The organism is Pseudonocardia sp. Ae505_Ps2 (genome assembly GCF_001932425.1).
Classification (GTDB): domain Bacteria; phylum Actinomycetota; class Actinomycetes; order Mycobacteriales; family Pseudonocardiaceae; genus Pseudonocardia.
Map to the genome: position 1 here is coordinate 4,817,105 of NZ_MCIP01000001.1, position 18,917 is coordinate 4,836,021.

Genomic DNA, 18,917 nt, shown 5'->3' on the forward strand with positions numbered 1-18,917 from the left:
AGACCCGATGACCCGGACGACCACCCGGATCGGCAGCGGTGCCGGCTTCGCCGGCGACCGGATCGAGCCTGCCGTCGACCTGGTCCGCCGCGGCGGGCTGGACGACCTCGTCCTGGAGTGCCTGGCCGAGCGCACCATCGCGCTCGGCCACCTCCGGCGTCTCGCCGACCCGGCGACCGGGTACGACCCACGGCTCGGACAGCGGCTGACGGCGCTGTTGCCGGACCTGCTGGTGGGTGGGGTCCGGCTGCTCACCAACATGGGCGCGGCGAACCCTCCCGCGGCCGGTCGCATCGTCCGCGAGCACCTCGACGGTCTCGGGTCGGTGGCCCCGGTGGCCGTCGTGACCGGCGACGACGTGCTCGACGTGGTCGACCCGGCGGCACCCGCGGCCGAGGACGGTGTCCCGCTGGGCGAGCACGGGGAGCTGGTGTCGGCCAACGCCTATCTCGGCGCCGACGCGATCGCGCCCGCGCTGGACACCGGGGCCGCGGTGGTCGTCACCGGGCGGGTGGCGGACCCGTCGCTGTTCCTCGCGCCGCTGGCGCACCGGCTCGGCTGGGACCTCGACCGCCCGGACCGGGCCGCCGCGGGCACCCTGGTGGGCCACCTGCTGGAGTGCGCCGGTCAGCTGACCGGCGGGTACGCCGCCGACCCCGGGCACCTCGACGTCCCCCGGCTGGCCGAGCTCGGGTTCCCGTTCGCCGACGTCGCCGCGGACGGGAGTGCCCGCTACGGCAAGCTCGACGGCACCGGCGGCCGCCTCGACCGGCACACGGTGCGCGAGCAGCTGCTCTACGAGGTGACCGACCCGACCGGGTACCGCACCCCCGACGTCGTCCTGGACCTGCGTGGCGTCTCCGTGGACCACGACGGCCCGGACCGGGTCCGCGTCTCCGGCGCCACCGGCCGCGCCCGCCCGGACGAGCTGAAGGTCAGCGTCGGCTACCGGGCCGGGCACCGCGTCGAGGCCGGGATCTCCTACGTGGGCCCGAACGCCGCCGCCCGGGCCCGGCTGGCCGCCGACGTGGTCGCCGAGCGGGTCCGCGGGCTCGCCGTCGCTCCCCGGATCGAGGTCCGCGGCGGCGACACCGACGCCCGGCTGCGGGTCGCGGCGCTGCACCGCGACCCGGGCCTGCTCGACGTCCTCGCCCACGAGGTCGAGGCGCTCTACACCAACGGCCCGGCGGGCGGGGGCGGCGTGCGCACCCGGCTCGACGAGGTCGTCGGAGTGCTGTCCACCCTCGTCCCCCGTGCGGCCGTCGTCCCGCGGGTCACCGTCCTGGGGGCCGGCCGTGCTGCTGCATGAGATCGCGCACTGTCGCGCGGGCGACAAGGGGACGGTGGCGACGCTGACGGTGGTCCCGCACGACGACGCGACCTACCCGCTGCTCGTCGCCGTGCTCACCCCGCAGCTGGTCCGGACGGGCCTGAGCCGCTGGGTCGGCGGCGAGGTCACCCGCTACGAGCTGCCCCGGGTGAGCTGTCTGCAGTTCGTCTGCACCGGGATCCACGGCGGCGGGGTCACCGTGTCGACCCAGCTCGACACGCACGGCAAGTCGCTCTCGTCGCGGCTGCTCGCACTGGAGCTCCCCCTGCCGCCCGGCTCACGGTGACCTGCTCGCCCGGGTCGGTCAGGCCCAGGCGAACAGGTCCAGCGACGACCCGTCGGTGTCGGCGACGGTCGCGTAACGCTGGCCCCACGGGGCGTCGAACGGGTCCAGCACCGAGGTGTGCCCGGCCGCCGTGACCCGGCCCCAGGCCTCGTCGACGGCCGCGGCGCTGGGCACCCGGAACGCCAGCGTGACCCGGCCGTTGCCGACCGGCGCGGCGCCCGGGTGGAAGCCCTCCACCGCCGACTGCAGGTCCAGGGCCAGCCGCAGGCCGCCGCGCAGGGTGGTCTCCACGTGCGTCTCGGTGTCGGAGCCCTCGGGGAACTCCAGCCCCAGCAAGCGGTAGAAGGCGAGCGAACGGGTCATGTCGGTGACCACGATGCCGATCATGTCGAGCTCGGCGCCGATCGAGGTGTCCATGCCCACGACGCTAGGCCGCGGGCGGCCCGGCGTCGTGAACGGATCGGACAGGGGTCAGCGCTTGCCGCGGAAGCGCCGCAGCATGTCCTGCGCCTTCTGCCGGTTGCGCGGATCACTCGCCATCCGCTTGGCCTGGTCGGTGTAGCGACGTCCCTGCGGGCTCTTCAGGAATGCGGTGATCCGCCCGATGATGCCGGCCATGTGTGGTCCTCCGTGGTGCGGGCCGCGACACGGACGTGCACGGCTCCCTGCACAGGATGCCCGTTTCGTCCGGCCCTCACTCCTCCGGGGCACCGCCGCCGGACGCACGACGGGCCCCGCCGCGGGATGCGGCGGGGCCCGTGCGAGCAGAGCGTGCCTACAGGTACTGGCCGGTGTTCGACGCGGTGTCGATCGCGCGGCCGGTGGCGTCGTTCTTGCCGGTGACCAGGGTGCGGATGTAGACGATCCGCTCCCCCTTCTTGCCCGAGATCCGCGCCCAGTCGTCGGGGTTGGTCGTGTTCGGGAGGTCCTCGTTCTCGGCGAACTCGTCGACGATCGCGTCCAGCAGGTGCTGGACCCGCAGGCCCGGCTGGCCGGACTCGAGCACCGCCTTGATCGCGGACTTCTTCCCGCGGTCGACGATGTTCTGGATCATCGCGCCGGAGTTGAAGTCCTTGAAGTAGAGCGTCTCCTTGTCACCGTTGGCGTAGGTGACCTCCAGGAACCGGTTCTCCTCGGACTCGTCGTACATCCGCTCGACGATCCGCTGGATCATCGCGGAGGTGCAGGCGCTCCGGTCCCCGCCGAACTCGGCCAGGTCGTCCTCGTGGATGGGCAGGGTGTCGGTGATGTACTTCGAGAAGATGTCGATCGCGCCCTCGGCGTCCGGACGCTCGATCTTGATCTTCACGTCGAGCCGGCCCGGGCGCAGGATGGCCGGGTCGATCATGTCCTCGCGGTTCGAGGCGCCGATGACGATGACGTTCTCCAGGCCCTCGACGCCGTCGATCTCGGCGAGGAGCTGGGGGACGATCGTCGTCTCCACGTCGGAGGACACACCCGACCCACGGGTCCGGAAGATCGAGTCCATCTCGTCGAAGAACACGATCACCGGGGTGCCGGCGCTCGCCTTCTCCCGCGCGCGCTGGAAGATCAAACGGATGTGCCGCTCGGTCTCACCGACGAACTTGTTGAGCAGCTCGGGGCCCTTGATGTTGAGGAAGAACGCGCGGCCCTCGTCCGGGTCGTCGCCCCGCTGCTTGGCGATCTTCTTCGCCAGCGAGTTCGCGACGGCCTTCGCGATGAGCGTCTTCCCGCAGCCGGGCGGCCCGTAGAGCAGCACGCCCTTGGGCGGACGCAGCTCGTACTGGGTGAAGAGCTCGGTGTGCAGGAACGGCAGCTCGACCGCGTCCTGGATCTGCTCGATCTGCCGGGTCAGGCCACCGATGTCGGAGTAGGCGATGTCCGGGACCTCCTCCAGCACGAGGTCCTCGACCTCGGCCTTGGCGACCCGTTCGTAGGCGTAGCCCGCCCGCGAGTCGACCATGACCGAGTCACCGGACTTGAGCGGGCTGGTGCCCTCCTCCTGCCCGAGCTCGAACAGCGGCGCCGCCAGCCAGACGACGCGCTCCTCGTCGGAGTGGCCGACGACCAGACCGCGACCGGCCGACCCGTCCTCCCCCGGACGGGAGATGATCTCCCGCAGCGAGTAGAGGTCACCGACCTGCTCGAAGCCCATGGCCTCGACCACGGTGAGTGCTTCGTTGAGCCGGACGGACTGGCCGCTGCGCAGCGTCTCGCCCTCGACCGCCGGGGACACGGGAACCCGCATCCGGCGGCCGGAGGTGAAGACGTCGACCGTGTCGTCGTCGTACCGGCCGAGGAAGACCCCGTAGCCGGACGGCGGCTGCGCGAGCCGGTCGACCTCCTCGCGGAGCGCGACCAGCTGGCCGCGGGCCTCCTTGAGGGTCTCGGTCAGCTTCTCGTTCCGAGCGTTGAGCGCGGACAGCCGGCTCGTGGTCTCGGCGAGACGTTGTTCCAGCACTCGGGCGTGCCGGGGCGTCTCGGTCAGCCGTTGACGCAGTGTGGAGATCTCGTGCTCGAGGTGACGGATGTGCTCGGCGGCCTCAGCGGGGCTGAGGTCGCGGTCAGACTGGAAACCCTGGTTGCCGGGACCGTCGTCGTAGGGGTGGTTCACGGCAGCCTCCCTCCGTGTTCCGTCTCACCACGGTACCCGTGACGGGTGACCGCGACGGTGCGTCGAACCGGTGATCCGGGCCTCAGCCGGTCGGCACCATGTGGTCACTCTGCGGCTTCGCGGGCGTCACCGCCACGTCCACACGGAGGGTAGTTCGTAACGTTCTCGTTCCGCGTTCGGGCGCGTCGCGGTCACCATCCGACCGAAACCGGACACAACGCCCAGGTCAGCGGCCGGTCGGCCGCCGCTGCTGCCGGGGCGGTGTGACGCCGTCGGCGAGCCGCCGGGTGGTCAGCAGGAAGGCCGTGTGGGCGATCATCCGGTGCTCCGGACGGACGGCGAGACCGACCACGTGCCAGGGGCGGACCATCGCCTCCCACGACTCGGGCTCGGTCCAGCACTGCATCTCGCGCAGCGCCTCGGTGAGCACGGACAGCTGGGTGGTGGTCGCGACGTAGCCGACGAGGATCCCGCCCGGGACCAGGCAGTCGCGGACGGTGTCGAGCACGTCCCACGGGGAAAGCATGTCCAGCACGACCCGGTCGACCTCGCCGCGGTGGTCCCGGACGTCGCCGACGGTCAGCTCCCAGTGCGGGGGCCGCTGCCCGAAGAAGGTCTCGACGTTGGTGACCGCGTGCGGGGCGTGGTCCTCGCGGACCTCGTAGGAGATCACCTTCCCGGTCGGCCCGACGGCCTGCAGCAGCGAGCAGGTCAGCGCGCCGGACCCCGCGCCGGCCTCCAGCACCCGGGCGCCAGGGAACACGTCGCCCCACATCAGGATCTGTGCCGAGTCCTTCGGGTAGATCACCTGGGCGCCGCGGGGCATCGACAGCACGTAGTCGGCCAGGCGGGGGCGCAGGGTCAGGTACGGCGTGTTGGCCGCCGAGTGCACGAGCCCGCCCTCGGGCGAGCCGATGATGTCGTCGTGGTCGATCTGGCCGCGGTGGGTGTGGTACGACCCGCCCGCCTGCAGGACGACGGTGTAGTGGCGCCCCTTGGGGTCGGTGAGCTGCACCCGGTCGCCCTCGCGGAACGGCCCGCCGCGGCGCGGGGGGACCCAGGTGGCCGGCTCGTCGGCGGGCTCGTCGGTGGCCGGCCCGGCGGCGGGCTCGGCGTCGACGGGCCGGGGGGCGACGAGCTCCGCGTCGACGGATTCCTCGGTGTGGGACTCGGTGTGAGGGGAGTCGAGGGGCGCGGACTCGGTCGGCGCGTCGGGCGTCGGGGCGTCGTGCACGGACGACGACGCTATCCGCGCGCACCCCCGGCCCCGACGCCGGGGCACAGGGCAGCACCGGGCAGCCCGGAACCGTCGGGGGTCGCGGCTAGCCTGCCGCCATGACCGCAGCCCCCTCCGACGAGTCCGGCCCCTTCCCGGACGAGGCGGGCCCCGAGGTCGTCACCCCGGCCGTCCGCCCGATCGTCGCGGCGCCACCGCGCCCGCCCGCGCTGTCGCCGTCGCGGGCGGCGGACTTCCGCCGCTGCCCGCTGCTCTACCGGTTCCGCGCGGTCGACCGGCTGCCGGAGCCGCCGTCGCGGGCGCAGGTCCGCGGCACCCTGGTGCACGCCGTGCTGGAGCAGCTGTTCGCCCGGGAGCCGGCCGACCGGACCCCACGCGCGGCCCGGGAGCTGCTCGGCCCCTGCTGGGACGACCTCGCCGCGGCCGATCCCGCCGTGACGGCGCTGTTCACCGGCCCGGAGGACCCGCAGCTCGCGCTCTGGCTGGACTCGGCCTCGGCACTGCTGGACCGCTACTTCGCGCTGGAGGACCCGGCCGGCGTCACCGCGACGGCGGTGGAGGCCCGCATCGAGGCGACCCTCGACGGGGCGGACGGCGCGGACGGCGCGGCCCCGGTACCGCTGCGCGGCATCCTGGACCGGCTCGACGACGGCCCCGACGGCCTGCGGGTCGTCGACTACAAGACCGGCGCGACGCCCGGGGAGGGCTACGAGTCCGGCGTGCTGTTCCAGCTCAAGTTCTACGCGCTGGCGGTCCTGCTGACCCACGGCCGCGTCCCCGACGAGCTGCGCCTGCTCTACCTGGCCGACGGCACCGCCCTGACCTACCGGCCCGACGCCGAGGAGCTCACCCGGTTCGGACGCCTGCTCGACGCGGTGTGGACCGCCATCCGGCTCGCCGCCCCCACCGGGGACTTCCGGCCCCGCCCCGGCCCGGCCTGCCGCACCTGCGACCACCAGGCCCGCTGCCCCGCCTGGGGCGGCACTCCCCCGCCGTACCCCGGCTGGCCGGGCGGCGGGGCATGATCGACGGGTGAGCGCACCGCCCCCGATCCCGCCCGGCCCGTTCTACCTGCCCCGCGGCGAGCACTCCGCCGACGGCGTCACCCACGCCGCGTTCGAGGCGACCCCGTCGACCACCGGCCCCTGGTTCGCCGACGCCCAGCACATGGGACCGCCCTCGGGGCTGCTCGTCCGTGCGCTCGAACGGCTGCCCGCGTCCCGGCCCGGCGGCGCCGGGGACGACTGGCGGATCGCCCGCGTCACCGTCGAGGTGCTCGGGGCGGTGCCCGCCGGGCCTGTCACGGTGACCGCGGGCGTCGAGCGGCCCGGGCGGACGATCGAGCTGCTGTCGGCGACGATGCGCGCCGGCGACCGCGACGTGCTCCGGGCGCGGGCCTGGCGGCTCGCCGCCTCCGACACCGCCGCCGTCGCGGTCGGGCAGACAGCGCCGCTGCCCGGCCGGGACACCGCCGTCGTGCGGACCGAGCGGCCGGACGGCTGGCTGCCCGGGTTCCTCGACGCGGTCGAGTGGGCCTGGCTCGACGGCGGCCGCCTCGGCACCGAGGGCCCGGGACGGGGCTGGATCCGGATGCGGGTCCCGCTCGTCGAGGGCGAGGAGCCGAGCCCGGCACAGCGGCTGATGGTCGCCGCGGACTGCGCGAACGGGCTCGCCGCACCGCTGGACGCGGCCCGCTGGCTGTTCGTCAACACCGACCTGACGGTGCACCTGCACCGGGCCCCGACCGGCGAGTGGATCGGCGTGGACGCCGCGACCGTCGTCGGGCCGGACGGGCTGGGCACCTGCTCGGCCACCCTGTTCGACGACGACGGGCACACCGGTCGGAGCGCCCAGGCGCTGACCGTCCGGGCCCGCTAGCGGCCCGCCGGAGATCCCGGCAACACGACGGCGGCCCGCCCACCGGAGTCACCGGGGGCGGGCCGCCGCGGGGGGAACGGACGTCGGACGGGGACGTGCTCAGTGGCCGTGGCCGTTGACCGTCATCGCGCGGCAGGACCGGATCTCCGAGGTGAGGATCGCGGTGGCGCCGATGTCGGCGAGCTTGTCCATCACGCGGTTGGTGTCCTTGGTGCGCACCATCGTGCGGACCGCGACCCAGCCCTTCTTCGACAGCGGCGAGACCGTCGGCGCCTGCAGGCCCGGCGCGACCTTCTCCACCGCCTCGAGCAGCCCTTCCGGGCAGTCGAAGTCCATCATCAGGTACTCGTGGGCCACGACGACGCCCTGCAGCCGGTCGGCGAAGACCTTCTTCAGACGGGTGGTCTCGGCGTCCTCGGCGCGGTCGTGCCGCTTCTCCCGCTCGATGAGCGTGGCCTGCGAGGTGGCGATGGCCTCGCCGATGATCTGCAGACCGTGCTGGCGCAGCGTGCGGCCGGAGGACACGACGTCGGCGATCGCGTCGGCCAGACCGAGCTGGATGGAGATCTCCACCGCGCCGTCGAGCTTCACTATCTCGGCGCCGATCCGCTTGCCCGACAGGTAGGAGCGGACCAGGCGGGGGTAGGACGTCGCGATCTTGCGGCCGTCGAGGTCCTCGATCTTCCAGTCGGCGTCGGCCGGGGCGGCGAAGTGGAACCGCGACCTGCCGAAGCCGAGCGGGATGATCTCCTGGGTCTGGCTGCCCGACTCCTCCATGAGGTCGAAGCCGGTGACGCCCAGGTGCAGGTCACCCTTGCCGACGTAGGTCGCGATGTCCTTGGGCCGCAGGTAGAAGAACTCGATCTCGTTCTCCTCGTCGACCACGCTGAGGTCGCGCGAGTCGGTCCGCTGGCGGTACCCGGCCTCGCGCATCATCGTCGCGGCGGGCTCGGCCAGGGTGCCCTTGTTCGGCAGTGCCACGCGGAGCATTTCCGCTCTCCTGACGGTCGTCATCGGTGGTGGTGGTGTCGGTGGGCCGGGTCGGCCTACAGATGCTTGTACACGTCCTCGAGGGTGAGCCCCCGCTGAAGCATGATCACCTGCAGCCGGTACAGCAGCTGCGAGATCTCCTCCGCCAGCTCGTCGTCACCCCGGTACTCGGCGGCGATCCAGACCTCACCGGCCTCCTCGAGCACCTTCTTGCCCTGGGCGTGCACCCCGGCGTCGAGCGCGGCGACGGTCCCCGAGCCGGCCGGCCGGTCCCGGGCCTTGGCCGCCAGCTCGGCGAACAAGTCGTCGAAAGTCTTCACGGGTACCAGTGTGAACGGTGACCTGTGCCGCATGCCGGGCGCATCCGGGGCGGTAAGCCGTGTGGGCAACGGACCGCGCCGGGTGGTTCACCCGGAGTGAGCAACCCCCGGGTGCGGTGCCGTTCATCGCCGCGAACGGCCCGCTCACGCCGGTGCCTGCGCCGTTCAGCGGGCCCGGACCTCCGCGAGGACCGCCCCGAGCTCGGCCGGGCCGACCCCGGCGAGGGTCTCGCGCAGCACCCGGCGCGGTCCGGCCGGCACGTCGAGCTCGCAGGGCACCACCAGCACCGCGCAGCCGGCCCGCTCCGCCGAGAGCGCACCCGTCGGCGAGTCCTCCACCGCGACGCAGTCGCCGGGGTCGACCCCGATCAGCTCGGCGCCGCGCCGGTAGGGCTCGGGCTGCGGCTTGGGCTCGCGCACCTCGTCGCCGGGCACGACGGCGACGAAGTGCTCCCGGCCCAGCGTCTCCAGCGCCCGCTCCGCCAGCACCCGGATGGTGTTGGTGACGAGCACGGCCGGGATGTCCGCCTCGCGCAGCGCGGTGAGCAGCTCCCGGGCGCCCGGCCGCCACGGCACACCGTGGGTGAACAGCTCCCCGGCGCGGTCGTAGAGCCACTCGCCGGTCTCGCGGTACTCGTCGGCGGGCACGGTGTCCGGGTCGCGTCCGGCCTCCCGGAAGCAGATCCGCAGCGACGAGTCCAGCGAACCGCCGACGGACTCCAGCCGGGCCCCGAGGCTCAGCTCGGGGGCGCCGAGGTGCTTCATGAGGTCGTTGAGCGCGACCTCCCACACCTTCTCCGAGTCGATCAGGGTGCCGTCCATGTCCAGCAGCACGCCCGCGGGCCGGATCGTCGTCGGCTCAGGCATCGGGGGTGTAGCCCAGGTTCGGGCGCAGCCACTTCTCGACGACGGCGACGTCCACGCCGAGCCGGCCGGCGTAGTCGGCGACCTGGTCGGGCCCGATCCGGCCGACGGTGAAGTACCGCGACTCCGGGTGGGCGAACATCATGCCGCTGACCGCGGCCGCCGGGGTCATGGCGAAGGACTCGGTGAGCCCCACGCCGGTCTCCTCCGCGCCCAGCAGGTCGAACAGCGGCCGCTTGAGCGTGTGGTCCGGGCAGGCCGGGTAGCCGAACGCGGGCCGGATGCCCCGGAACCGCTCGGCGTGCAGGTCCTCGACGGCCTGGTTCGCGTCGGGCTCGAACCACTCGCGACGGGCCTGCCGGTGGGCGTACTCGGCGAAGGCCTCCGCGAGCCGGTCGGCCAGCGCCTTCACCATGATGGCCTTGTAGTCGTCGAGCGCGGCCTCGAACTCGGCCGCCATGTCCTCGGCGCCGTGGATGGACACCGCGAACGCGCCGAGGTGGTCCCCCTCGGGCGCCACGTAGTCCACGAGGCTCCGGTTGGCCCGCCCCTGTGGCTTGACGGTCTGCTGGCGCAGCATCGGCAGCCGCACGTCGCCGCCGCCGGGCGAGATCACGATGTCCTCGCCCTCGGCGTGGGCCGGCCAGAAGCCGTAGACGCCGCGGGCGGTGAACCGGTCCTCGGCGATGATCTGGTCGAGCATCGCGTTGGCGTCGTCGTAGAGCTCCTTCGCGACCGGGGAGTTCAGGATCTGCGGGAACTTGCCCTTCAGCTCCCAGGCCAGGAACAGGAACTGCCAGTCGATCAGCTCACGGAGCTCGGCGATCGTCGGCTCGCAGGGCCGGACCCCGGTGAACTCCGGGACGGGCAGCTCGCCGAAGTCGACGACCTCGCGGTTGGCGACGGCGTCGGCGAAGGGCAGCAGGGGCTTGGCCTGCCGTCCCTCGTGCTGCTCGCGCAGCCGCTGCTGGTCGTCGTCGTTGCGCGCGGACAGGGCCTCGGCGCGGTCGTCGTCGAGCAGGTCGGACACGACCCCGACGACCCGGGAGGCGTCCAGGACGTGCAGCACGGTGCCCTGGTACTGCGGGGCGATCTTCACCGCGGTGTGCTGGCGGGAGGTGGTGGCGCCGCCGATGAGCAGCGGCAGCTTCAGGCCGCGCCGCTCCATCTCGGTGGCAACGTTGACCATCTCGTCGAGCGAGGGGGTGATCAGGCCGGACAGCCCGACGACGTCGGCACCCTCGGCGACGGCGGTGTCGAGGATGGTCTGGGCGGGCACCATCACACCGAGGTCGATGACCTCGTAGCTGTTGCAGCCCAGCACGACGCCGACGATGTTCTTGCCGATGTCGTGCACGTCGCCCTTGACCGTGGCCATGACGACCTTGCCGTTGCCACGGGTGTCGATCTCACCGCGGGCCTTGGCCTCCTCCTTCTCCTTCTCCATGAAGGGCTCGAGGTAGGCGACGGCGCGCTTCATCACGCGGGCGGACTTCACGACCTGAGGCAGGAACATCTTGCCGTCGCCGAACAGGTCGCCGACGACCTTCATGCCGTCCATCAGCGGGCCCTCGATGACGTCGAGCGGCCGGGCGGCCTGCGCCCTGGCCTCCTCGGTGTCGGCCTCGACGAAGTCGACGATGCCGTGCACGAGGGCGTGCTCCAGGCGGGCGCGGACGTCGTTCTCCCGCCAGGTCAGATCGACCTTGCGCTGGGTGCCCTCGCCCTTGAACCGGTCGGCGTTCTCCACGAGCCGGTCGGTGGCGTCGGGCCGACGGTTGAACAGGACGTCCTCGACCATCTCGAGCAGGTCGGCGGGGATGTCCTGGTAGACCGCGAGCTGGCCGGCGTTGACGATGCCCATGTCCAGGCCGGCCTTGATGGCGTGGAACAGGAAGGCCGAGTCCATGGCCTCGCGGACGACGTTGTTGCCGCGGAAGGCGAAGGACAGGTTCGAGACACCACCGGAGATGTGGGCGCCGGGGCAGCGCTCCTTGATCCGGGGGCAGGCCTCGATGAAGGCCTTCGCGTAGTCGTTGTGCTCCTCCATGCCGGTGGCGACGGCAAGGATGTTCGGGTCGAAGATGATGTCGTGCGGGTCGAGCCCGGCCTTCTCGACGAGCAGGTCGTAGGCGCGTCCGCAGATCTCGACCTTGCGGTCGGCGGTGTCGGCCTGGCCGTCCTCGTCGAAGGCCATGACGACGACGCCCGCGCCGTAGGCCTTGACCTTGCGGGCCTGCTCCAGGAAGGGCTCCTCGCCCTCCTTGAGGCTGATCGAGTTGACGACGCCCTTGCCCTGCACGCACTGCAGGCCGGCCTCGATCACCGACCACCGCGAGCTGTCGATCATGATCGGCAGCCGGGCGACCTCGGGCTCGGTGGCCAGCAGGTTGAGGAAGGTGCGCATCTCGTCGGCGGACTCGAGCAGGTCGGCGTCCATGTTGACGTCGAGCATGTTCGCGCCGCCGCGGACCATGTCCAGCGCGACGTCCAGCGCGCCGTTGTAGTCCTTCGACTCGATGAGCCTGCGGAACCGCTTGGACCCGGTGACGTTGGTGCGCTCACCGATCATCACGAAGCCGGTGTCGGGGCCGATCTCGAAGCGCTCCAGACCGGAGAAGCGGGTGCGCTGCGGCGGCTCGGCCGGGACCCGCGGCGGCAGCCCCTTGACCCGGTCGGCGATGTGCCGGATGTGCTCCGGGCCGGTGCCGCAGCAGCCGCCGACGATGTTGACCAGCCCGGACTCGGCGAACTCCTTGAGGTAGTCCGCGGTCTGCTCGGGGGTCTCGTCGTAGCCGCCGAAGGCGTTCGGCAGGCCCGCGTTGGGGTAGGTGGCGACGAACGCGTCGCTGATCTCGGCGAGCGCGACGGCGTGCGGGCGCATCTCGTCGGCGCCCAGCGCGCAGTTCAGCCCGACGACGAGCGGCGCGGCGTGGCGCACCGAGGTCCAGAACGCGTCGACGGTCTGCCCGGACAGCGTGCGCCCGGAGCGGTCGACGATGGTCACCGAGATCCACACCGGCAGGTGCGGGGCGACGTCGTGCGCGGCCTGCAGCGCGGCCTTCGAGTTCAGCGTGTCGAAGATGGTCTCGATCAGCAGGATGTCGACGCCGCCGGAGTCGAGCGCGGCGATCTGCTGGGCGTAGGAGTCGTAGACCTGCTCGTAGGACACCGCGCGGTAGGCGGGGTCCTCGACCTTCGGCGACAGCGACAGCGTGACGTTCAGCGGACCGATCGAGCCGGCCACCCACTTCGGCTCGCCGGTGGCCTTCTCGGCCTCGTCGGCGGCCTCGCGGGCCAGTCGCGCCGCGGCCACGTTCATCTGGTCGACCTTCGACTCCAGGCCGTAGTCCGCCTGGCCGATCGTGGTCGCGGTGAAGGTGTTGGTCGTCGTCAGGTCGGCGCCCGCGTCGAAGTAGTTGCGGTGCGCCTGGAGGATCAGGTCCGGACGGGTGAGGTTGAGCAGGTCCGGGTCGCCGTTGGTGTCCTTGGGGTGGCCCTTCAGCCAGTCCGCGGAGTAGTCCTCCGGGGTCAGGCCGAGGCCCTGGATGACGGTGCCCCAGGCGCCGTCGATCACCGCGATGCGACGGCCGAGGAGCTCCGTCAGCTGCTCGGTACGCTGCGCAGCCCGCCGGACCCGTTCGGGGTCGACCGGGCGGAGGGTGCTGTCGTGCGCCGAGGTGCCCACCGAGTGATCCGCTCCCGTCGTAGATGACACGATCCCCCAGGGTACCTGCTGGAGGGGTAGCGACCAGGCCCCGCGCCCGCGGGGTCGTAGGCTGGGGAGATGACCGACCGAGAGCCGAGCATCACGGGTGGCGACAGCACTCCGCACCTGGTCGATCCGGTCCTCATCGCCGCGTTCGAGGGATGGAACGACGCCGGTGAGGCCGCGAGCACCGCGCTGGAGCACCTCGAGCTCAGCTGGGACGCGAAGCCTCTGACCTCGATCGATCCAGAGGAGTACTACGACTTCCAGGTCACGCGTCCGCACGTCAAGCTCGCCGACGGTGTCACCCGACGGATCGAGTGGCAGACCACCCGGCTGTCCTGGGCGACGCTGCCGGGCACCGACCGCCATGTCGTCCTGGTCAACGGGATCGAGCCGAACCTGCGCTGGAAGACGTTCTGCGCCGAGCTCGTGGGTCACGCGGAGCGTCTCGGCGTGACGAAGGTCATCACCTTGGGGGCCCTGCTCACCGAGGTCCCGCACACCCGGCCGACGCCGGTGAACGGCACATCCTGGGACGCGGAGTCGCAGAAGGCGATGGGCACCGAGCCGTCGAACTACGAGGGCCCGACCGGGATCGTCGCGGTCTTCCAGCAGGCCTGCGTGCAGGCCGGCATCCCGGCCGTCTCCTACTGGGCCGAGGTGCCGCACTACGTCTCGCAGGCCCAGGTCCCCAAGGCCGCGGTCGCGCTGCTGCACCGGATCGAGGAGTCCCTCGACGTCGAGGTGCCGCTCGGGGTGCTGCCGGAGAAGGCCGAGGAGTGGGAGCGGACCGTCTCGGAGATGGCCGACGCCGACGACGAGGTCCGCGAGTACGTCCGCCAGCTGGAGGAGCAGGCCTCGGAGTCCGACGACGAGGAGGCCCGCACCGAGCTGCGCGAGACCTCCGGGGACTCGATCGCGGCGGACTTCGAGCGCTACCTGCGCCGCCGCGGCCCCAACTCCTGACCCGCCCGGTGGTCACCGCCCTGCGCCGGGGGGCGCTGTTCGCCGGGGCGTTCCTCGGCCCGTTCGGCGGCGGGATGACCGCGGCGATGCTGCCCGAGCTGGGTACCGAGTTCGGCGTCCCGACGGCGACCGCGTCGGTCTCGATCACCGCGTACCTGCTGCCGTTCGCCGGGGTCATGCTCGTCTCGGGCACCCTCGGCGACCGGTGGGGGCGGGGGCGCACCGTCGTCGCCGGGTACGCGCTCTACGTCGTCGCCTCGCTGGTCTGCGTGCTGGCGGTGTCCTGGCCGCTGTTCCTGGCGGGGCGGGCACTGCAGGGCGTCGCGAACGCCTTCACCACTCCCCTGCTGCTGGCGGCGCTGGCCGCCGCGGTGGAGCCGGACCGCCTCGGCCGGGTGCTGGGCTGGTTCGGGTCGCTGCAGGCGGCCGGACAGACCTCGGCGCCGCTGGTCGGCGGGCTGGCCGCGGAGGTGGACTGGCGGTGGGCGTTCTGGGGCGCCGCGGGAGTGGCCCTGGTGCTGGCGGTGATCGGCATCCCCGGCGGCGGGGCGCCGTCCGACGGCGACCCCCGGCCACGGCTGCGGGCGGCCTGGACCGGCCCGGTGCTGCGGCTCGGGCTGGTCGCCGGGATCGGCTGGGGCTGCCTGGCCGGGCTGAACTTCCTGCTCGCGCTGCGGCTGGAGGAGGTCTTCGGGCTCGGCTCGGGGCCGCGCGGGCTGGTGCTGACCGCGCTGGGGGTCGCCGGGATCCTGACCGCGCGGGTGATCGGCGGGGCGGTGGACCGGTTCGGGGCGCGGCGCTGCGTACTGGCCGGGTCGGTCGTCGGCGGCGTGCTCGTCGCGGCGATCGGGCTGGTCCCGTGGCTCGGGGTGGTCGTCGCGCTGTGGGCGGTCGGCGGGGTGTGCAGCCAGCTCGTCCTGGTCGGGGTGAACGCGCTGGTCCTCGGTCCGGCCGGGGGCGGCGGGGGCGGGGCGGTGTCGGTGGTGCAGGCGGTCCGTTTCGCCGGGACGGCGGCGTCGCCGGTGGCGCTGACGCCGGTGTACCACGCGGACCCGCTGGTGGCGTTCCTCGCGCCGGCGGCGCTGCTCGCGGCGGGCGCGCCGGCCGTCCTCGCGGTCGACCGGGCGCGCCGCGTCTGAGGCCCGCCCGACGGCGTGCGCCCGCAGGTCGTCGAGGTAGACCCGTTCCGGGGTGCGGGCGTGGGTGGCCTCCGGCACCACCGGCGGCGCCGCACCTGCGCTCAGTGCGGCGCGGGCCGCGCGGTCCTCATCTGCTCTACAGCCGATCTACAGCTGCACCCCGAGAAGCGCGTCCAGCGCGGTGCGCACCTGCTGCGGGGCCGCGGTGTCGGTGCCGCGGCGGGTCAGCGCCTCCTCGGCCCAGGCGTCGACGGCGGCGAGCGCACCAGGGGTGTCGAGGTCGTCGGCGAGATGGGTTCGCACCTTGGCGACCAGCTCGGTCGCGGCCGGCCCGGCGTCGAGCCCCACGGCCTCGCGCCAGCGGGCCACCCGCCGGTCGCCGGTCGCGTGTACCTCGTCGGTCCAGGCCCGGTCGGTGCGGTAGTGCCCGTCGAGCAGGGTGACCCGGATGACGTTCGGGTCGACGCGGGCGTTGCGCAGCTTCGAGACGAAGACCAGGTTGCCCTTGGACTTCGACATCTTCTCGCCGTCGAGGCCGATCATGCCGGTGTGCACGTAGTGCCGGGCGAACGGGTGCTCACCGGTGAGCGACTCGGCGTGCAGGGCACCGCACTCGTGGTGCGGGAAGATCAGGTCCGAGCCGCCGCCGTTGAGGTCGATCTGCGGGCCGAGCCGGTTCAGCGAGATCGCGGCGCACTCCACGTGCCAGCCGGGACGACCGCGACCGAGACCCGAGTCCCAGGCCGGCTCACCGGGGCGCGCGGTGCGCCACAGCAGCGGGTCGAGCCGGTTGCGCTTGCCCGGCCGGTCCGGATCGCCGCCGCGCTCGGCGGAGAAGGCCAGCATGGTGTCGAGGTCGTAGTTCGACTCGTAGCCGAAGTGCCCGGTGGCGGACACGTCGTGGTAGACGTCGGGGTACTCCGGGTCGTCGATCCGGTAGGCCGCGCCGGAGGCGACGAGCTTCTCGACCAGCTCGGCGATCTCGGGGATCGCCTCGACCGCGCCGACGAACTCCCGCGGCGGCAGCACCCGTAGGGCCTTCATGTCCTCGCGGAACAGTGCGGTCTCGCGCAGGCCCAGCACGATCCAGTCGTCCTGGTCGCGCTCGGCGCGCTCCAGCAGCGGCTCGTCGATGTCGGTGACGTTCTGGACGTAGTGCACGTCGTGTCCGAGGTCGCGCCAGTAGCGGTTGACCAGGTCGAACGTCAGGTAGGTGGCGGCGTGGCCGAGGTGGGTCGCGTCGTAGGGGGTGATCCCGCAGACGTACATCGTCGCGACCGGGCCGGGCGCCGTGGGCCGGACCCGGCCGGTGGCGGTGTCGTGCAGGCGCAGCGGCGGGCCGCTGCCCTCCAGTGCCGGGACGTCGGTCGGGGCCCAGGTCTCCATGCGGTCAAACCTACCTAGCTCTCGGAAGCGGTCACACATGCGAACGCGCGGTGCCCGTCGCAGATTCCGGCGAGGCCCTGGCGCCGGTCACCACCACCGGTGGTCGAGCTTGGACTCGATGTCGCGGACGTGGCGGCGGGCACAGGCCGGGCAGAGCCGCCCGTCCCGGCCGCGTTCGTCGCGGTCGGTCACCCAGCCCGCGACGGCGGCGACCCCGGCGTCGTCGGGGCCGGGGGCGCCGCAGAGGCGGCAGGCGGACGGCGTCACGCCTGCGATGCTGCCTCGGCGGCCCGCTCGGTGTCGAGGGCCGCGCGACGCCGGCCGACCCGCTCGGCGATCACCGCGCAGGCCATCAGCTGGATCTGGTGGAACAGCATGAGCGGCAGGACGACCAGTGCCCCGGCGGGGCCACCGAACAGCACGCCGGCGATCGGCAGTCCGCTGGCCAGCGACTTCTTCGACCCGCAGAACACGATCGCGATGCGGTCGGCGTCGTCGAACCCGAGCGCGCGGGACCCGTACGCGGTCGCGGCGAGCACCAGGGCGAGCAGCACCAGGCAGATCCCGAGCAGCACGAGCAGCGAGACCGGGGTGAGCCGTCCCCAGATCCCCGCCACGACGCCCTCGCTGAACGCGGCGTAGACGACCAGCAGGATCGATCCGCGGTCGACCAGCGCCAGCCGCGTCCGGTGCCGGGCGACGAACCGGCCGATCAGCGGCCGTGCGGCCTGCCCGGCGAGGAAGGGCACCAGCAGGCGCAGCGCGATGTCGCCGAAGCTCGACGCGTCGAAGCCGCCGCTGGTCGCCAGCAGCAGTGCGGCCAGCACCGGGGTGAGGACCACGCCGAGCACGTTCGACACCGACGCCGCGACGATCGCGGCGGGCACGTTGCCGCGGGCGACGCCGGTGAAGGCGATGGAGGACTGCACGGTCGAGGGCAGGCAGCACAGGAACACGACCCCGGCGGCGAGCGGCGCGGGCAGCAGCCACTCCGGCAGCAGCAGCACCGACAGCCCGAGCAGCGGGAACAGGACGAACGTGGCCGCCAGGACGGTGCCGTGCAGCCGCCAGTTCCGCAGCCCGCCCAGTGCCTCGGCGGCAGAGAGGCGGGCGCCGTAGAGGAAGAACAGCAGCGCGAGCGCCGCGGTGACGGCGACGTCGACCACCCCGACCGCCGCGCCGCGCGCGGGGACCAGCGACGCGACACCGACCGTCACGAGGAGCAGCACGAGGAAGGGGTCGGGACGGACACGCATGGTTCCATCCTGCAAGCCGGGTCCCGATCGGGAAACCGGCTGATCACCATGACTGTGTCCGCGAACTACGATGACCGGGTGCTCGACCCCGTACAGCTGCGGTCCTTTGCCGCCGTCGCGCGCGCCCGCAGCTTCACCCGGGCCGCCGCGCGCCTCGGCGTCGGCCAGTCCACCGTGAGCCAACACGTGCGACGCCTGGAGGCGACGGTCGGACGCGCGCTGCTCGAACGCGACACCCACTCGGTGTCGCTCACCGTCGACGGCGAGGCGATGCTGGAGTTCGCCGCCACCATCCTCGACGCGGGTGACCGGGCGATGGCGCACTTCCGGGCCTCGCGGGTGCACGGCCGGGTGCGGTTCGGGGTGTCGGAGGACCTGGTCCTGACCCGGCTGCCCGCGGTGCTTGCGGACTTCCGCCGTCGCCATCCCGAGGTCGACCTGGAGCTGACCGTGGGCCTCGCCGGCGATCTCGAACGCCGCCTCGCCGCCGGGGAGCTGGACCTCATGTTCGCCAAGCGCCTGCCCGGCCCCGACGACGGCCGGCTGGTCGTGCGCCGCGACCGGTTCGTCTGGGTGGGGGCGCCCGGGCTGCCGCTGGGCCCCGGCGACCCGGTGCCGGTCGTCGCCTATCCCCCGCCGAGCCTCTCGCGCACCGCTGCCGTCGGGGCCCTGGAGGCCGCGGGGCGGCCGTGGCGGATGGCCTGTACCAGCGGCAGCCTGTCCGGGCTGCGGGCCGCCGCGCTCGCCGGGCTGGGGGTGCTCGCGCACGCCGCGACGCTGGTCCCCGACGGGCTGGAGGTCGTGCCTGAACACGCCGGGCTGCCCGATCTGGGTCCGGTCGACGTGGTGCTGGCGCACGGACGACGCCGCAGCGGCCCGGCCGAGGCGCTGGTCCGCAGCATCCGCTCGGCCGACCTCCGTCCGGAGTCCTGGACTCCCCCGATCGGCGGCTAGGGT

18 protein-coding genes are annotated in these 18,917 nt (G+C 73.1%); 7 read left to right on the forward strand and 11 right to left on the reverse strand.

Annotation, left to right across the window (positions count from 1 at the left end):
- Positions 1 to 7: 7 nt before the first annotated feature.
- On the forward strand, positions 8 to 1,309 hold the full coding sequence (locus Ae505Ps2_RS22580; RefSeq protein WP_075306287.1) for an acyclic terpene utilization AtuA family protein: 1,302 nt from the start codon (positions 8 to 10) through the stop codon (positions 1,307 to 1,309).
- Entirely contained in the window at positions 1,296 to 1,616 is a 321-nt protein-coding gene (locus tag Ae505Ps2_RS22585) for a hypothetical protein (RefSeq protein WP_043279251.1), read from the forward strand. The genes Ae505Ps2_RS22580 and Ae505Ps2_RS22585 overlap by 14 nt, the downstream gene beginning before the upstream one ends.
- Positions 1,617 to 1,634: 18 nt before the next feature.
- Here the strand turns inward: Ae505Ps2_RS22585 and Ae505Ps2_RS22590 are convergent, their stop codons facing one another.
- The 4 genes from Ae505Ps2_RS22590 to Ae505Ps2_RS22600 form a co-directional block, all read right to left on the reverse strand.
- Positions 1,635 to 2,033 carry a VOC family protein gene (locus Ae505Ps2_RS22590; RefSeq protein ID WP_075553966.1) on the reverse strand — a complete coding sequence of 133 codons (399 nt, stop codon included), beginning with the start codon at positions 2,031 to 2,033 and terminating at the stop codon, positions 1,635 to 1,637.
- Positions 2,034 to 2,087: 54 nt separating this feature from the next.
- Positions 2,088 to 2,234: a hypothetical protein gene (locus Ae505Ps2_RS32115; RefSeq protein ID WP_020624749.1), complete on the reverse strand. Its 147-nt coding sequence runs from the start codon at positions 2,232 to 2,234 to the stop codon at positions 2,088 to 2,090.
- Between the two features lie 157 nt (positions 2,235 to 2,391).
- On the reverse strand, positions 2,392 to 4,212 hold the full coding sequence (arc, locus tag Ae505Ps2_RS22595) for a proteasome ATPase (RefSeq protein WP_075306283.1): 1,821 nt from the start codon (positions 4,210 to 4,212) through the stop codon (positions 2,392 to 2,394).
- A 226-nt stretch (positions 4,213 to 4,438) separates the two neighbouring features.
- Positions 4,439 to 5,446: an SAM-dependent methyltransferase gene (locus tag Ae505Ps2_RS22600; RefSeq protein ID WP_083702358.1), complete on the reverse strand. Its 1,008-nt coding sequence runs from the start codon at positions 5,444 to 5,446 to the stop codon at positions 4,439 to 4,441.
- Positions 5,447 to 5,547: 101 nt separating this feature from the next.
- Here Ae505Ps2_RS22600 and Ae505Ps2_RS22605 point away from each other — a divergent pair, with 101 nt between their 5' ends.
- Both Ae505Ps2_RS22605 and Ae505Ps2_RS22610 read left to right on the forward strand, forming a co-directional pair.
- Positions 5,548 to 6,474 (forward strand): PD-(D/E)XK nuclease family protein, encoded by a 927-nt coding sequence (locus tag Ae505Ps2_RS22605; protein ID WP_083695937.1) that lies wholly within the window; start codon positions 5,548 to 5,550, stop codon positions 6,472 to 6,474.
- 7 nt (positions 6,475 to 6,481) lie between these two features.
- A complete protein-coding gene (locus Ae505Ps2_RS22610) occupies positions 6,482 to 7,327 on the forward strand; it encodes a thioesterase family protein (RefSeq protein WP_083702360.1) in 846 nt (281 codons plus the stop codon).
- Between the two features lie 99 nt (positions 7,328 to 7,426).
- Here Ae505Ps2_RS22610 and hisG read toward each other — a convergent pair whose 3' ends face one another.
- The 4 genes from hisG to metH form a co-directional block, all read right to left on the reverse strand.
- Positions 7,427 to 8,317, reverse strand: a complete 891-nt coding sequence (gene hisG, locus Ae505Ps2_RS22615; protein ID WP_075306281.1) for an ATP phosphoribosyltransferase — start codon at positions 8,315 to 8,317, stop codon at positions 7,427 to 7,429.
- A 56-nt stretch (positions 8,318 to 8,373) separates the two neighbouring features.
- Positions 8,374 to 8,637, reverse strand: a complete 264-nt coding sequence (locus tag Ae505Ps2_RS22620; RefSeq protein WP_075306279.1) for a phosphoribosyl-ATP diphosphatase — start codon at positions 8,635 to 8,637, stop codon at positions 8,374 to 8,376.
- Between the two features lie 165 nt (positions 8,638 to 8,802).
- Positions 8,803 to 9,504 (reverse strand): HAD family phosphatase, encoded by a 702-nt coding sequence (locus Ae505Ps2_RS22625; RefSeq protein ID WP_075306277.1) that lies wholly within the window; start codon positions 9,502 to 9,504, stop codon positions 8,803 to 8,805.
- Positions 9,497 to 13,189 carry a methionine synthase gene (gene metH / locus Ae505Ps2_RS22630; protein WP_075553967.1) on the reverse strand — a complete coding sequence of 1,231 codons (3,693 nt, stop codon included), beginning with the start codon at positions 13,187 to 13,189 and terminating at the stop codon, positions 9,497 to 9,499. Before metH ends, Ae505Ps2_RS22625 begins: the two co-directional genes overlap by 8 nt.
- Before the next feature lie 99 nt (positions 13,190 to 13,288).
- Here metH and Ae505Ps2_RS22635 point away from each other — a divergent pair, with 99 nt between their 5' ends.
- Together Ae505Ps2_RS22635 and Ae505Ps2_RS22640 are read left to right on the forward strand one after the other, a co-directional pair.
- Positions 13,289 to 14,179 carry a PAC2 family protein gene (locus Ae505Ps2_RS22635; protein ID WP_020625551.1) on the forward strand — a complete coding sequence of 297 codons (891 nt, stop codon included), beginning with the start codon at positions 13,289 to 13,291 and terminating at the stop codon, positions 14,177 to 14,179.
- Between the two features lie 8 nt (positions 14,180 to 14,187).
- A complete protein-coding gene (locus Ae505Ps2_RS22640) occupies positions 14,188 to 15,318 on the forward strand; it encodes an MFS transporter (protein ID WP_233147544.1) in 1,131 nt (376 codons plus the stop codon).
- 147 nt (positions 15,319 to 15,465) lie between these two features.
- Here the strand turns inward: Ae505Ps2_RS22640 and mshC are convergent, their stop codons facing one another.
- The 3 genes from mshC to Ae505Ps2_RS22655 form a co-directional block, all read right to left on the reverse strand.
- A complete protein-coding gene (gene mshC / locus Ae505Ps2_RS22645) occupies positions 15,466 to 16,704 on the reverse strand; it encodes a cysteine--1-D-myo-inosityl 2-amino-2-deoxy-alpha-D-glucopyranoside ligase (protein ID WP_075553968.1) in 1,239 nt (412 codons plus the stop codon).
- An 87-nt stretch (positions 16,705 to 16,791) separates the two neighbouring features.
- Positions 16,792 to 16,971, reverse strand: coding sequence for a hypothetical protein (locus tag Ae505Ps2_RS22650; protein ID WP_020626491.1), 180 nt, complete (start codon positions 16,969 to 16,971; stop codon positions 16,792 to 16,794).
- Positions 16,968 to 17,960: a bile acid:sodium symporter family protein gene (locus Ae505Ps2_RS22655; protein ID WP_075553969.1), complete on the reverse strand. Its 993-nt coding sequence runs from the start codon at positions 17,958 to 17,960 to the stop codon at positions 16,968 to 16,970. The genes Ae505Ps2_RS22650 and Ae505Ps2_RS22655 overlap by 4 nt, the downstream gene beginning before the upstream one ends.
- Positions 17,961 to 18,038: 78 nt before the next feature.
- On the opposite strand from Ae505Ps2_RS22655, the gene Ae505Ps2_RS22660 reads away from it, so the two are divergent.
- Positions 18,039 to 18,914, forward strand: a complete 876-nt coding sequence (locus Ae505Ps2_RS22660; RefSeq protein ID WP_075311763.1) for a LysR family transcriptional regulator — start codon at positions 18,039 to 18,041, stop codon at positions 18,912 to 18,914.
- Positions 18,915 to 18,917 lie beyond the last annotated feature (3 nt).

Coding starts and splice junctions, on each gene's coding strand:
- Ae505Ps2_RS22580 (WP_075306287.1), top strand. CDS start 8: ATGACCCGGACGACCACCCGGATCGGCAGCGGTGCCGGCTTCGCCGGC.
- Ae505Ps2_RS22590 (WP_075553966.1), bottom strand. CDS start 2,033: ATGGACACCTCGATCGGCGCCGAGCTCGACATGATCGGCATCGTGGTC.
- Ae505Ps2_RS32115 (WP_020624749.1), bottom strand. CDS start 2,234: ATGGCCGGCATCATCGGGCGGATCACCGCATTCCTGAAGAGCCCGCAG.
- Ae505Ps2_RS22605 (WP_083695937.1), top strand. CDS start 5,548: ATGACCGCAGCCCCCTCCGACGAGTCCGGCCCCTTCCCGGACGAGGCG.
- hisG (WP_075306281.1), bottom strand. CDS start 8,317: ATGCTCCGCGTGGCACTGCCGAACAAGGGCACCCTGGCCGAGCCCGCC.
- Ae505Ps2_RS22625 (WP_075306277.1), bottom strand. CDS start 9,504: ATGCCTGAGCCGACGACGATCCGGCCCGCGGGCGTGCTGCTGGACATG.
- Ae505Ps2_RS22635 (WP_020625551.1), top strand. CDS start 13,289: ATGACCGACCGAGAGCCGAGCATCACGGGTGGCGACAGCACTCCGCAC.
- mshC (WP_075553968.1), bottom strand. CDS start 16,704: ATGGAGACCTGGGCCCCGACCGACGTCCCGGCACTGGAGGGCAGCGGC.
- Ae505Ps2_RS22655 (WP_075553969.1), bottom strand. CDS start 17,960: ATGCGTGTCCGTCCCGACCCCTTCCTCGTGCTGCTCCTCGTGACGGTC.